Genomic DNA, 15636 nt, shown 5'->3' with positions numbered 1-15636 from the left:
CCCTTTTGCGCGTTAAAGCGCGATAGGGGACTGTCCCTTTTATGAATAATCTCTTAATCAAACGTTTGATTAAGAGGTTGAAACTATTGCTGTACAGCGGTTTTCCCTGCTTTATCCCGCCTCTTCCCTTTTCGTGATGACAGGAAGACGCCTGCAAAAATAATGATCAACCCAAGGATGAGGTTCGAGGTGATGGGTTCTCCCAGCAGGACGAATCCCCATACCATAGCCGAGGCTGGAATCAAATAGGTGACCGTTGAAGCAAATTCCGGGCTTCCTTTTGTCAGCACATAGAAAAAGAGAAGGGCCGCCACTCCTGACCCGAAACAGCCCAACCCGATGATGGACAAGAGAATTTCCATATCGAGAAGTGCGTTCCATTCGATTCCTCTCGTGAACATCATTCCGACTAGTCCGGTTGCCATTCCGACAAGCAGCTGAAAAGTGGAAATGGCGACCATACTCACTCCTTGTAACGCCCGTCTGGTGTACTGTCCGGCAAAGCCATAGCAGACCGTCGCGAGGAGCATCGTACCAATCCCTATAAAATTAGAGGAGAACAACCCGGCAACCTGGAAATCCATCAGCACCAGGATGCCAAGAAATCCGACCACGATCCCCATCCATTGGAAACCGGTTAGAACAACTGAAAAGAGAGCGAACCCGATGAGCGCTGTCCATAATGGAGTCGTCGCATTCAGGATAGATGCCGTGTTGCTGTTGATCTGGGTTTCGCTCCAGGCAATCAGTGACCACGGAAGACCTGCGTTGATGAGCCCGACGATGAACAGCTTGCCAATCGGCAGCGGACCCCTTTGCTTTTTTCTCCGGTTTCTTATAAAAAGCGGCAGCAGTATCAAAAGACCCGCCAGGCACCGCAGGAAGGTCGTTCCCCAGACACCGGCCGGGTCGACGATAACTTTGATAAACACAAATGAAAGGCCCCAAATTAAGCTGAGGGTGATGAGGGCCGCGTACAGTCTTGCCATGTGTATTCCTTCTTTCTATCTATGATCTTCTATCAAATTAAAAGTCTAACTCTTGCACCCATAACCTACTCCTTGATACATGTATTTCTCTCCAAGCTCTATTTTATGTACTTGCAGCTCGCTTCTGAGATACATATCTTCCTTTCAAAACTTCAACTCATGTATCTACAACTCATGTATCCACTTCTCGCTTCTGGATACATATCTCCCTCGCAAATCTACAACTCATGTACCCACATCCCGCTTCTGGGTACATATCTTCATCATAAAACTACAACTCATGTATCCACTTCCCGCTTCTGAATACATATCTCCCTCGCAAATCTACAACTCATGTATCCACTTCCCGCTTCTGGATACATATCTCCCTCGCAAATCTACAACTCATGTACCCACATCCCGCTTCTGGGTACATATCTTCATCGTAAAACTACAACTCATGTATCCACATCCCGCCTCTGGATACATATCTTCCTCGCAAATGCCCAACTCATGTATCCACATCGAGCCTCTGGATACATATCTCCCTCGCAAATCTCCGACTCATGTATCCACAGCTCGCTTCTGGATACATATCTTCATCGTAAAATTACAACTCATGTACCCACAACCCGCTTCTGGATACATATCTTCATCGCAAAACTACAACTCATGTACCCACATCTCTCCTCTGGATACATATCTCCCTTGCAAAACCTCCACTCATGTATCCACAGCGCGCCTCTGGATACATATCTTCCTCGTAAAACTTCAACTCATGTATCCACAACTCGCCTCTGGGTACATATATCCCTCGCAAAACTTCAACTCATGTATCCACAACTCGCCTCTGGGTACATATATCCCTCGCAAAACTTCAACTCATGTACCCACAACTCGCCTCTGAATACCTATCTCTCTCGCAATACGCCCACTCATGTATCCACAACTTATGTATAGAGAGCACTATACTAAGTTCCGATTAAAATTTTCACTTTTCAAAGCAATAACTTAACTATGACTCTTCTATTAAGAAATAAACTCTTCTCATCATACAATATTCAGAAGTAAATGACTGCCATTTTTACTCTTGAGTAAGATTCCTATTCCTCTTCCTTTTCCTTCGACAAAAACCAACAAAAACCGGGTGGTGACTGTCACCAAGAAAGAGCATAAATAAAAAACCCGGCAAGGTTTCCCCCACCGGATTTTCCTATAGAACTATCAAACCTCAAACTTACGGATCAGCACATCCAGCTTATCTGCGAGGTCATTGAGGCTTTCTGCGTTGCGCGCAACCTCTTCCATGACACTCGTCGACTGCTGCACGGTTGCTGAAGTTTCTTCAACCCCTGCAGCGGACTCTTCAGAGATCGATGCAATGTTTTCGATAGATTCATTCATCTCTGAGCCTTTGCTGTTGATTTCAACCAGGTTGTGAGAAATCCTGTCAATGTTGTTCACCATGGATGAAATCTGATCGCCAAGGGCTGTCAGGCTGTCCTTCGTTCTTTCAATGCTTTCCGTTCCGCTTCGCACTTCTGTGTAGCCGTCATTCAGTGAAGCGGCAATGGTATTGGATTCACTTTGAATTCCGTGAACCACTTTGGAGATTCCTTCAAGAGACTGCGACACTTGGACGGCGAGCTTCCTGACTTCCTCCGCTACAACCGCGAAACCTTTTCCGCTTTCTCCAGCACGCGCTGCTTCAATCGCTGCGTTAAGTGCAAGCAGATTTGTTTGGTCTGCGATGCCCTGGATGACATTGACCAGGCTGGAAATCTCATTAGAACGGGTTTTAAGCGTTTCTACTTTTTCAACAGAATTTTCAACGACTGTGTAGATTTTCTTCATTTGCTCTACTGACTGCGACATCAGCAAGGAGCCTTCTTCTGCTTTTGACAGAACCACTTTGGATGATTCGCTGACTTCCTGTCCGAAGCGGTTGGATTCTTCCACGGCTTTTGTAAAACTCATCATCATTTCATTGAGTTCTGAAGCTGAGTTTGCCTGCTGGTCCGATCCTGCCGAAAGATCCTGCATCGTGACAGCGATCTGTGAGCTTCCTTCTCTCACTTCAAGTGAAGATTGAGAGAGGGTCGCACTTTGCTCTGTAACGGTTTCGGATACTTTTCGCATATCCCTGACCATGGACGCCAGGTTGTTTTTCATGTTATTGATCGCCAAGCTCAGCTGGCCGACTTCATCTTTTCCTAAGTAGGTCAGTTCGTCCGCGTTTAGTTTTCCTTCAGAAATTAAATTGGCTGTTTTAACAACTCGGTTTAGGCTGCTGGAAATCATGCGGTTGATGATTAAAAGAATTGCGATGCCCAGAACGGCTGATACAATAATTGCGGCAATCATGATGATTTTGCTTCCACTGATTCCGTCATATGCTTCATCCAGCGCTGCATCCTTGTTAGCCATTACGATGGCCCTGAGTTCATCAAGTTTCAAGACTGTGTTAGGCGCGATGATTCCTGCTTTTTTCAGGGTAGTTTCTAAAAGAACGGTTGAATTCATGTCGACACTTGGTACTACCTCATCGCGAAACAGGGTATTAAGCTCCTTGTCGCTTTCAGATATGAAGCTGAACAACTGTTGTTCCTTTTTCGTTTTCATTTGGGAAGATAACTCTTTTTCAAAGGTACTGAACTTTTCAGCCTGACTGTTGAAATCCTCCACGATCTGCGGGTTTTTCTCATTGGCGTAGCGCTGCAGCAGCAATGCCTTATCCCTGAAGATGCTTCCCATTTCTGTCAGCTGCACGGAACGGACGTTGCTGACATCGACCTTTTCGATATTATCCTGGATTTTGTTGAATTGCATAAATATAATGACAGATGAAATCAAAAAGAGAACGATTGTGACGTTCAAGGCCATGATGTACTTCTGGCCGATTTTCATGTTTTTCCAAACGCTCAGACCAGTGAATAAGCCCCCTGCCTTTATCGCTTTCTTCGGTTTTTCTTCCCCGCTCTTAGGTTTTCGTTTGAACTTGCTCCCCAGTTTCTTCATCTCCCGACCCCTCACTTATGTAATTAAGACTGTGATAATAGAACTAGTATTAGTGCTAAATAGAGCCCTCCAGAAAATAGAGAAGGACACTAAACGAATTGTCTTACTAATTATTTCGACAACTTTCACAGAATTTACATAAGCTTTACGAAATTTCTTAAACTTTTTCACCTAAACGCTTCAACGCTTTAAAGCGCGAATAGGGACTGTCCCTTGCACTGCTTTAAAGTGCTAAAACACTAAAAGGGACTGTCCCTTTTAGTGCGGTGGCGCACTAAAGAGACAGTCCCCGTTGGTTTATGAGTGTTTTCTCTGAAATTCACTGATAGCTTCGTATTCGCTTTCGAGCAGCCTTGGAATCCGGATGAAGATGGGCATGAGCTCGCGGTAGATTTCGGATGCTTCTCTGTTCGGCTGGTGAGAATGGACAGACCCGACCATTTCACTGACGACGTTCAGAGAATCCACTTCGCCCTGGCCGTACATTCCGAGTACGACGGCACCCAGGCAGGAGCTTTCGAAACTTTCTGGCACGCTGACTTCTCCGTCGAATATGTCTGCAAGCATCTGTCTCCACAGAGTCGAACGGGCAAAGCCGCCAGTTGCCTGGATCTTCGTTGGCGTCCCGATCAGTTCCTCCAGCGCAAGAAGCACACTGTAAAGATTCATGACGATTCCTTCAAGAACCGCCCTGACCATATGTTCTTTTTTGTGATGCATACCAAGCCCAAAGAATGACCCGCGGGCATTGGCATTCCAAAGAGGTGCCCTTTCACCTGCCATATACGGGTGGAACAGCAATCCGTTCGACCCAGCAGGGATTTTATCCGCAATATCCGTCAGTACTTCATACGGATCTTTGCCGAGGCGTTTCGCTACTTCAACCTCTGCCCACGCCAGCTCGTCACGGAGCCAGCGGAAGATCATGCCTCCATTATTAACCGGTCCTCCGATTACCCAATGGTTTTCCGTCAGCGCATAACAGAAAATCCGGCCTTTTGGATCGGTAACCGGACGATCGGTGACAGCACGGATGGCTCCGCTTGTTCCGATGGTCACAGCCACAACGCCAGGCTCAATTGCGTTGACTCCAAGATTGGATAAAACACCGTCACTTGCTCCGACTATGAATGGCACGTCTTCAGGCAGCCCCATCATTTTTGCGAATTCTGCCTTCAACCCTGAGAGCGGATGTGTCGTCGGCACCGGCTTGGAAAGCTGATCCGGGGTAACTCCTGCGATTTCCAGTGCCTCTTTGTCCCAATCGAGATTCTCCAGATGGAACATTCCCATGGCAGAGGCGATTGAGTAATCGACAACATACTCGCCGAACAGGCGGTGAAAAACAAATTCTTTGATTCCGATCATTTTATTTCCTGCTGCCAAAAGCTCCGGCTGGTCTTCTTTTAACCAGGCCAGTTTGACAAGAGGTGACATTGGATGGATCGGCGTACCTGTACGTAAATAAACTTCGTGTCCGTTCATTTCATTTTTAATTTTATCTGCCCAGGCGGCACTTCGGTTGTCTGCCCAGGTAATGGAATTCGTCAAAGGCTGGCCTTCGCCATCCACCACGATCAAGCTGTGCATCGCAGAACTGAAGGAAACAAAACGGATGTCCTCGCCGCTGACACCGCCTGTTACCATGCTTTCTTTGATGACCGTTAGTACTGCTTGAAAAATTTCTTCCGGATTCTGCTCGGCTGTACCGGGAACCGGGGTATGCAGCGGATATTCGACGCCGAAGCGGCTGACTGCCTTCCCTTTTTCATCAAAAACGACTGCTTTTGTACTTGTTGTCCCTATATCAACGCCAATATAATAATTTGCCATGTTAAAAATCCTCCTGTACGCAGAAAAGGAAGAGGCGATTGCTCGCCCTTCCTTTTACCTAATTGATTATATTATTATGCTACAAAGAATGATAGAATAATCGCCACTCCGAATCCAACGAAACCGATCAGCGTCTCCATCACAGTCCATGTTTTCAAGGTGTCTTTTACATCCAATCCGAAGTAACGGTTCACAAGCCAGAAGCCTGAATCGTTAACATGGGAGAAGACGGTCGAACCGGCAGCAATTGCGATAACCATCAAGCCAAGGATCGGCCCTTCCATGCCAAGTGTCGCAATCAGCGGAGACATAAGCCCTGCTGCTGTTACCATTGAAACTGTCGCAGACCCTTGCGCCACACGAACCACTGTCGCAATTAAGAACGCCAACACTAACGGCGGAAGCGCAGATCCAGCCATCATTTCACCAAGAACATCACCTACACCAGAGTCTATCAGGACTTGCTTGAATACTCCACCGGCACCTGTTACAAGGATGATAATTCCCGCAGGTTCAAGAGCTTTCGTAGCAATCTCTGCTACTTCCTGGCGAGAGTATCCGCGTTTTGTTCCAAGGAATGTGAATGTCATCAATGTCGCAATTGTCAATGCAACAAACGGATGTCCAAGGAATGTCAAGATTTCGCGAATTGTATTTCCTTCTTCTAAAAGAACGCCTGAAACCGTGTTCAAAAGAATTAATCCTAATGGAATGAAGATAAGAGATGCGATAAGCGCAAAGCTTGGAAGATCCTTGTCATACTCTTTTTCTTCAGCGTTCATGTAATCAGGTACAACTACATGAATCTTTTTAGAAATATATTTTGCAAAAAGAGGTCCCGCGATAATCATGGATGGAATACCAGCAAGGAAACCGAACAGGATAACCCAGCCTAGATCCGCGCCGATCAAATCTGCAACCGCGATCGGACCCGGTGTCGGCGGAATGAAGCTGTGCGTAACCGCAAGACCTGCAAGCAATGGAATACCATAATATAGAAGAGACTTGCCTGTTTTCTTAGCCAAACCGTAAACGATCGGAACTAAAATGATGAAACCAACATCAAAGAATACCGGAATTGCCACAAGGAAACCTGTGATACCCAGTCCCCACTGCGCTTTGTCCTGGCCAAACTTCTTGATCATTGTCTGCGCCAGACGCTCAGCTCCGCCTGACACTTCAAGCATACGGCCGAACATCGCACCTAAACCAACAACAACTGCGACGAACCCGAGGGTCCCTCCCATACCGCTTTGTATGGAGGCAACAACTTCATTAAGAGGCATTCCTGCCGCGATACCAACAATCAAACTGACAAGCAATAAAGCTACAAAAGCATGAAGCTTGGTTTTAATCACCAAGAATAATAGAAGAAAAATACCAGCTACCGCAACGAGAATCAACATTGAATCTGACATGGTGCATACCAGCCTTTCGTTTATGAATTTAATAGAGAATTCTTTTCGCAAAGATTTTGCCGTTGAAATGTAATGGATTTCCGCTCCAGTCGTACGACTCCGCGGGGCGGGCGGTGAGCCTCCTCGGCTTTGTAAAAAGCGGAAGCGGCCGTTCAGCGACGTACAGATTTTAGGGCTCTCGCATGAGATAAAGGAATCACGAAGAGCTGTAGCGATTCGATGATGACTTATCGCAAGGAGAGAGACCGAAATCTGCTAGTCGCTGGCCGCTGGAGCTGGATTTGCCTGCGGGGTCTCACCTGCCCGCTAGTCCCGCAGGAGGTCGTACGCCTTCCGCTCCAATCCTCTTACGTAAAAGCATTAATCATAGAAAATAGTCTAATAGAATAAGAGATTTCACATAAACTACGTCGATCAGTTTATGTTGTAAACGCTTGCTTTTCGTCCTGTTTTAGTGCCTGGCACAACACTGCATCTTGTACCAGGCTGTTTTGAAAACTTATACTCGTCGAAGATAAATACCCATCTTAATCTTTAGAGGGCTGATTGGATTTCCGCTCCAATCAACATCTTTCAAGAAATCTTTGTAACCTTACTTCCCGCTCTTCTCCACAGCATGTCCGCCGAACTCGTTTCGTAGAGCGGCAACGACTTTGCCTGTGAACGTGTCATCTTCCAATGAGCGGTAGCGCATCATTAGTGACAGCGCGATAACTGGAGCTGCCGTCTGCAGATCAAGGGCCGTTTCAACCGTCCACTTTCCTTCACCTGAAGAGTGCATAACACCTTTGATGCCTTCCAGTTTCTCATCTTTAGAGAACGCGTTTTCTGTTAGTTCCATCAGCCATGAGCGGATAACTGATCCGTTGTTCCAAACGCGGGCAACCTTTTCGTACTCGTAGTCGAATGGGCTTTTTTCCAAAATATCGAACCCTTCGGCAATGGCCTGCATCATTCCGTACTCGACGCCGTTGTGTACCATTTTCAAGAAGTGGCCGCTTCCGGCTTTGCCTGCGTAAAGGTAACCATTTTCAACAGAAATATCAGAGAAGATTGGCTCGATTTCTTTAAATACTTCTGCATTTCCGCCGATCATTGTGCAGGCGCCATGACGGGCACCATCCACTCCACCGCTCGTTCCGCAGTCGAAGAAGTAAACTCCTTTTTCAGCAGAAAGCTCATCTCTTCTCAACGAATCTTTGTAATGAGCATTTCCTCCGTCAATGATGCGGTCGCCCTCTTCAAGGAAAGAAAGCACTTGATGAAAGACCGATTCTGTTGCATCTCCTGCCGGTACCATCATCCAGATCGTTCTTGGTTTTTCTAATTTACCAACCAGTTCTTCGATCGTAGAAGCTGTATCAACACCTTCTGCGGAAATTTTTTTCATCGCTTCTTCGTTTAAGTCAAAAGCAACAACATTATGTTTATGATCTGAAAGGTTCAGTGACAACTGATACCCCATCTTTCCTAACCCAATCATGCCGATTTGCATTTGTAACACCTCAGTTGAAAATTTTGTGGAAATTTATTTTCTTGATATCCCTATTATAAAAAATATTTTTCTTTTTGCAAGCGATTTCAGAAAAATATTTTTTCTTTCTCTGTTTTCTAGTATAATGAAATCATGAAAACCCTTTCAGGAGAGTGGAGACATGAAGAAAGAACACCAGCACTGTTTGGCGAGCATCCGGTCACATTACTCCCAATTCAGTGATACAGAGAAAAAAATTGCCAATTATATCTTGAACAATCCGACCGATATTATACATTCCACCATTAACGGGCTTGCCGATACACTCGGTGTCGCCGATTCAACCGTTTTCCGTTTTTGCAAAAGAATCGGCTTCAAAGGCTACCAATCCATGAAAATCGCCCTGGCGGCAGAAATCGTGACCCCCATGAGGGATATCCACGAAAATATCGAAGAAAATGATTCACCGCAAACCATCGCCTCCAAAGTATTTCGTTCTAATATGAAAACAATTGAAGATACGCTGATGGTCTTAAAAGAAATTCAGTTCCAGGAAGCAGTCAATGCCATGCTCTCCGCAGATAACATAGAATTCTTCGGAAGCGGCGGCTCCGGAATTGTTGCCATGGATGCCTACCATAAGTTCATCCGCACCGGCCTGAGAGTCCACGCTTCAACCGACAGCCATATACAATTGATGACCGCGTCACAAATGACAGAAAAAGACTGCGCGGTCCTCATCTCTCATTCAGGATCGACGAAGGACATGCTGCAGGTCATGAAGGTGTTAAAAGAAAGCGGAGCGAAAACGATTGCAGTCACGAACTTCGCTAAATCACCTTTGAGCGAAAAATCGGATATTTCCTTATATACTGTTTCAGAAGAAACGGACTACCGCTCTGAAGCCCTCTCTTCCCGGATCGCCCAGCTCTCCATATTCGATGCTCTGTATGTCAGCATCATGCTGAAGCGTGATAAAGAAGGCCAGAATGCGTTGAAAAAGATGCGGAATGCGATTTCTGTGAAAAGAATCTAATTATATGTGCTGTGCTTCGTGACAGTCACGCCCCGAAATATGTCGATTGAAATTGGAAATTATTAATAACTAAAGCCAGTGAAAACCCTTTGGAATAAAGGGTTTTCACTGGCTTTTTTAATATTGGCAACTATGCATTCGACAAAAAACGGGGCGTGACTGTCACGAATGTGTTGACAACTTGTATATACAGGAATACAATGAACTCATAACTTGTATATACAGCTAGTTATTATTTTCACAGGAAATGTAAGCGGTTATTTGTAAGCGTTATTTTGTTTAAACCGCAGCCACAGGGGAATATTTGAAAAGTGGATAGATTAGTTCTTTTTTCACACACTAGTAATTGACATTATTTTTTCATAGGCTGCAGAAAGACAAGATTGGCTAGCACAAACATTCTTTTGAAAATAACGGCTTAAAATAAGGGGAAAGCAAGCCCCCACGGGAGGGAAAGGCATGAGTGTAAACAGAGAATCTGTACTCAAAATTATTGAAGCAATCGGCGGTAAAGAGAACATCAATACTGCCACGCACTGTGTGACCCGCCTTCGTCTTGTATTGAACGATGAAGGTCTGGTAGACAAAGAACGTCTGGAGGATATCGACCTTGTCAGGGGTTCATTCTCGACTAACGGACAATTCCAGATCGTTATCGGCCAGGGAACGGTTGACAAAGTCTACAAAATTCTTGCTGAAGAAACTGGTGTGCAGGAAGCATCCAAGGATGATGTAAAGAATGCTGCCGCAGATAAAATGAATCCGCTTCAGCGTGCGGTTAAAACGCTCGCAGATATCTTCATCCCGATTCTGCCGGCAATCGTTACAGCCGGTTTGCTTATGGGTATCAATAACATCCTTACCCAGCAGGGCATTTTTATGGAAGATCAAAGTGTAGTCGAAGCCTTCCCGCAATGGGCAGACATCGCTTCTATTATTAACTTGATTGCGAACACGGCCTTCGTATTCCTTCCTGGTTTAATTGGTTGGAGTGCCCTCACCCGATTTGGCGGAAGCCCGCTGTTCGGTATGGTTCTTGGTTTGATGCTCGTCCATCCTGATCTCTTGAATGCATGGGGTTATGGAAGCGCGGATGACATTCCAACATGGAACATATTAGGGCTAACGGTGGAAAAAGTAGGATATCAAGGGCAGGTCCTTCCTATCCTTGTAGCATCTTGGGTACTCGCTAAAATAGAAATCTGGCTTCGCAAACGAATTCCGGATGCATTCCAATTGCTTACAGTCGCACCGATTTCACTATTGATTACTGGTTTCTTGGCATTTACAATTATCGGGCCTGTTACATTCACAATCGGCGAATGGCTTGTGGAAGGCGTTAGAGGCATCTTTGATACTGTTCCTGCTATCGGAGGTCTTATCTATGGCGGACTTTATGCACCATTGGTTATCACAGGTATGCACCATACATTCCTTGCAGTCGACCTGCAGTTAATCGGATCTCAACTTGGCGGAACCTTCTTATGGCCTATGGTTGCACTTTCTAATATTGCACAGGGGGCAGCCGCTTTCGCAATGATGTTTGTGGAGAGAAATAACGAAAAAGTAAAAGGACTTGCCGTATCTTCTGGTGTTTCTGCTTGGCTTGGAGTTACAGAGCCTGCCATGTTCGGGGTGAACCTTCGTTACAGATATCCATTCATCGCAGCTATCATTGGTTCAGCAATTGCCGGCTTGATCATCACTCTCGGAGATGTCATCGCTCCATCTATCGGTGTAGGCGGTATCCCGGCATTCTTCTCTATTGAAACTAATTATTGGGGAGTCTTCTTTATCGGAATGGGTGTAGCAATTGTCGTTCCGATCTTGTTAACATTGGTATTCTCCAAGTTTTCAAAAGGAAAAGCGAAATAAGACATCTTAATGAAGAAGAATCGGTGCTGAGTAACCTCAGCGCCGGCTCTTCTCTTTTGTTTTTATAGATACTAAAACTAGTCAAACAATACATACTATCACTATGAAGAACAGGAGATGAGAAAAATGGAAAAACAATGGTGGAAAGAAAGCGTCGTTTATCAAATCTATCCTCGCAGCTTTATGGACTCGAACGGAGACGGAATCGGGGATATCCCGGGAATCATCTCCAAGCTGGATTACCTGAAAGAACTGGGGATTGACGTGATCTGGCTCTCCCCTGTCTACAAATCACCCAATGATGATAACGGCTATGATATCAGCGATTACCAGGACATCATGGATGAATTCGGAACAATGGACGACTGGGATCAACTTTTAAAAGAGATGCACAACCGCGGCATGAAGCTGATCATGGACCTCGTAGTGAACCACAGTTCGGATGAACATAAATGGTTTGTCGAATCTCGCAAGTCAAAAGACAACCCATACCGTGACTACTACATATGGCGTAAGCCAAAAGACGGCAAAGAACCGAACAACTGGGGGTCCAATTTCGGAGGATCTGCCTGGGAGTATGATGAAGAGACAGGCGAATACTTCCTTCATCTTTTTTCAAAAAAACAGCCGGATCTCAACTGGGAAAACCCGAAGCTTCGCGAAGACGTTTACAGCATGATGAAATGGTGGCTCGATAAGGGCATCGACGGCTTCCGCATGGATGTCGTGAACTTCATTTCCAAGGTAGAAGGCCTTCCTGATGATGAAGTGAAGCCCGGCAAAAAATATGCGTCCGGCAGCAAGTACTACCGTAACGGCCCGAAAATTCATGATTACTTTAAGGAAATGCACAAAGAAGTCCTTTCCAACTACGATGTCATGACAGTCGGGGAAATGCCTGGCGTTAACCCGGAGCAGGCCCGCCTGTATACCGGCAAGGACCGCGATGAACTGAATATGGTCTTCCAATTTTCACATATGAGCTTGGATAACGGCAAAAACGGGAAATGGGACTTAAAGCCCCTCTATCTGCCTGATTTAAAAGAAAACCTGACACACTGGCAGACAGCACTCGAAAAAGACGGCTGGAACTCGCTTTACTTCAATAACCATGACCAGCCTCGTGTCGTTTCACGATTCGGTGATGACGGCAAGTACCACCGCGAATCCGCGAAGATGCTGGCGACCATCCTTCACATGATGAAAGGAACTCCTTATGTCTACCAAGGAGAGGAAATCGGCATGACCAATGTCCGCTTCTCTTCCATTGAGGAGTATGAGGATATCGAAACACTGAACTTCTACAACGAGCAGATGGAAGCCGGCGAGCCGGTCCAGAAGACAATGGAAAGCATCTATGTAAAAGGCCGTGACAATGCGCGTACCCCGATGCAGTGGGATTCTTCCAGAAATGCAGGCTTCACTGAAGGCGAACCGTGGCTTGCGGTCAATCCGAATCACAAGGAAATCAATGCAGAAGCCCAGGTGAACGATGAAGACTCTATCTTCCACTACTATAAAAAATTGATAGAGCTGCGCAAACAGCATGAAGTCATCGTGTACGGAAGATACGAGCTGATCTTAGGTGATCATGAAAAACTGTACGCTTACACAAGAACACTGGGAGATGAAAAGCTGCTTGTTCTCTGCAATTTCTACGACGAAGACCTGGAAATCGACCTTCCAGAGGAAGTCGTAAGCGAAAACGCCAGCACCCTCATCACCAACTATAAAGGCGAAACCAAACTGGCTAAACAAATGAAACTGCAGCCGTACCAAGCCATCGTCTACAAGCTTTAACGCACCACAGCACTGAAAGGGACAGTCCCTCATAGCGAAGTGACGCGTTACAGTGCTAAAAGGGACTGTCCCCTATCCCGCGTTGACGCGTTAAAGCACGAAGAGGGACTGTCCCTCTTAGCACGGTAAAGGACGAAAGCGAAATGACAAACAAATTCTGAATTGGCAGGTGTTTATAATATGAAGAAACAGCAACCTTGGTGGAAGAAGTCGGTTGTGTATCAAATCTATCCAAAGAGCTTCAACGATACATCAGGCAACGGAGTCGGTGATATCAAAGGAATCACGGAGAAACTAGATTACTTGAAAGAGCTTGGCGTCGACGTCGTCTGGCTGACACCGATTTACAAATCGCCTCAGCGCGATAACGGCTATGACATCGCCGACTATTTCAACATCCATGAAGAGTACGGCACAATGGAAGACTTTGATGAGCTTTTATCTCAAGCCCACGACAGAGGAATCAAGATCATCATGGATATCGTCGTCAACCATACATCGACTGAACACGAGTGGTTCATCGAATCCCGCAAATCGAAGGACAACCCTTACCGTGACTACTACATCTGGAGAGACGGTAAAGAAGACGGTTCCGAGCCGACCAACTGGCAGTCCAAATTCGGCGGCAATGCTTGGCAGTACGATGAGGCAACCGGCCAATATTACCTTCACCTGTTCGACGTCACACAGGCTGACCTTAACTGGGAAAACGAAGAACTTCGCACCAAAGTATACGACATGATGAAATTCTGGCTCGATAAAGGTGTCGACGGATTCCGCCTTGATGTCATCAACCTTGTTTCCAAAAACCAGGACTTCCCTGATGATGACGGCTCTGTGGCACCGGGAGACGGGCGCAAATTTTACACAGACGGCCCTCGTGTTCACGAATTCATGAACGAAATGAACAAAGAGGTCTTCTCAAACTACGACATCATGACCGTCGGCGAAATGAGCTCGACGACAATCGAGAACTGCATAGAATACTCTAACCCTGAACGCAACGAGCTCAGCATGACGTTCAATTTCCATCATCTTAAAGTCGATTACCCGAACGGTGAAAAATGGACCGTGGCAGACTTTGATTTTCTGCAGTTGAAGGATATCCTCTCAACCTGGCAGAGTGAAATGCACAAAGGCGGCGGCTGGAATGCCCTGTTCTGGTGCAACCATGATCAGCCGCGCATCGTTTCCCGTTATGGAAATGACGGTGAATACCGGAACCAGTCAGCAAAAATGCTGGCAACCACGATTCACATGATGCAGGGAACGCCTTATATCTACCAAGGTGAAGAGTTCGGGATGACCAATCCGAAATTCAACAGCATCGAGGAGTATCGCGATGTTGAGTCGATCAACATTTTCAATATCTTAAAAGAACAAGGAAAATCCGAGGATGAAATTCTGGAAATCCTTCGCCACAAATCTCGTGATAACTCAAGAACACCGGTCCAGTGGAATGACAGCGAGCATGCCGGCTTCACAACCGGCACACCTTGGATTCCGGTTGCACGCAACTATCCGGAAATCAACGCCGAAAAAGCCCTGCAGGACAAGGACTCCGTGTTCTATCACTATCAAAAATTGATTTCACTGCGCAAGGAATACGACATCATCACGGACGGCGACTACCAATTGCTGACTCCCGAACACGCCGATGTCTTCGCTTACGTGCGCAACGGCGAGAACGAAAAGCTGCTTGTCGTCAATAACTTCTACGGCAACAAAACCATCTTTGACCTGCCGAATGATGAGGTGGATCTGGCCGGCTGGAACAGCGAAATCCTGCTCTCCAACTATGAAGACAGCCAGACGGACCTTGAGCTGATTAAGCTTCGACCGTATGAGTCTGTGGTTTATCGATTGACGAAATAAATTGAGGTGCCCGCTGATTTTCAGCGGGTGTTTTTTTGTTTAGAAATAACCCCCATCTAGTTCTGGATTTCAGTAATGGCTGAAGCTTCTGTACTTCATACAGATGTTCTCGGAAAAGCACCCCTTCCCAACCGAAGTAGCCCCAACTTCATACATATCTCCTCGGAAAAGCACCCCTTCCCGGCCGAAGCTGCCCCCACTTCATACACATGTCATCGGAAAAGCAACCCTTCCCGGCCGAAGCTGCCCCCACTTCATACACATGTCATCGGAAAAGCAACCCTTCCCGGCCGAAGCTGCCCTCACTTCGTAAACATCTCCTCGAAACAGCATCCCCTC

9 protein-coding genes are annotated in these 15636 nt (G+C 46.1%); 4 read left to right on the top strand and 5 right to left on the bottom strand.

The genetic code is table 11. The annotated features are described in order from the left end of the window. Positions 1–83: 83 nt before the first annotated feature. The 5 genes from FZC79_RS07830 to gnd all read right to left on the bottom strand — a co-directional run bounded on the left by FZC79_RS07830 (position 84) and on the right by gnd (position 8732). A complete protein-coding gene (locus FZC79_RS07830) occupies positions 84–989 on the bottom strand; it encodes a DMT family transporter (RefSeq protein ID WP_148946253.1) in 906 nt (301 codons plus the stop codon). Between the two features lie 1203 nt (positions 990–2192). After that, positions 2193–3986, bottom strand: a complete 1794-nt coding sequence (locus tag FZC79_RS07825) for a methyl-accepting chemotaxis protein (protein ID WP_148946252.1) — start codon at positions 3984–3986, stop codon at positions 2193–2195. A gap of 297 nt (positions 3987–4283) precedes the next feature. Beyond that, positions 4284–5819, bottom strand: a complete 1536-nt coding sequence (gntK, locus tag FZC79_RS07820) for a gluconokinase (protein ID WP_148946251.1) — start codon at positions 5817–5819, stop codon at positions 4284–4286. A gap of 74 nt (positions 5820–5893) precedes the next feature. Next, positions 5894–7237 (bottom strand): GntP family permease, encoded by a 1344-nt coding sequence (locus FZC79_RS07815; RefSeq protein ID WP_148942308.1) that lies wholly within the window; start codon positions 7235–7237, stop codon positions 5894–5896. 592 nt (positions 7238–7829) lie between these two features. Next, a complete protein-coding gene (gene gnd / locus FZC79_RS07810) occupies positions 7830–8732 on the bottom strand; it encodes a phosphogluconate dehydrogenase (NAD(+)-dependent, decarboxylating) (RefSeq protein ID WP_148946250.1) in 903 nt (300 codons plus the stop codon). Between the two features lie 160 nt (positions 8733–8892). Between gnd and FZC79_RS07805 the strand changes: the two genes are divergently transcribed. The 4 genes from FZC79_RS07805 (at position 8893) to treC (ending at position 15297) form a co-directional block, all read left to right on the top strand. After that, complete coding sequence (locus FZC79_RS07805; protein ID WP_148946249.1) at positions 8893–9747, top strand: MurR/RpiR family transcriptional regulator; 855 nt, start codon at positions 8893–8895, stop codon at positions 9745–9747. 459 nt (positions 9748–10206) lie between these two features. Then, positions 10207–11622 carry a PTS system trehalose-specific EIIBC component gene (gene treP, locus FZC79_RS07800; protein WP_148946248.1) on the top strand — a complete coding sequence of 472 codons (1416 nt, stop codon included), beginning with the start codon at positions 10207–10209 and terminating at the stop codon, positions 11620–11622. A 126-nt stretch (positions 11623–11748) separates the two neighbouring features. Continuing rightward, positions 11749–13422, top strand: coding sequence for a glycoside hydrolase family 13 protein (locus FZC79_RS07795; protein ID WP_148946247.1), 1674 nt, complete (start codon positions 11749–11751; stop codon positions 13420–13422). Between the two features lie 180 nt (positions 13423–13602). Then, positions 13603–15297: an alpha,alpha-phosphotrehalase gene (treC, locus tag FZC79_RS07790; protein ID WP_148946246.1), complete on the top strand. Its 1695-nt coding sequence runs from the start codon at positions 13603–13605 to the stop codon at positions 15295–15297. Positions 15298–15636: the final 339 nt, after the last annotated feature.

It is taken from the genome of Rossellomorea vietnamensis (assembly GCF_008180615.1).
GTDB lineage: Bacteria > Bacillota > Bacilli > Bacillales > Bacillaceae_B > Rossellomorea > Rossellomorea vietnamensis_D.
This window is presented reverse-complemented; position numbering and strand designations above follow the sequence as displayed.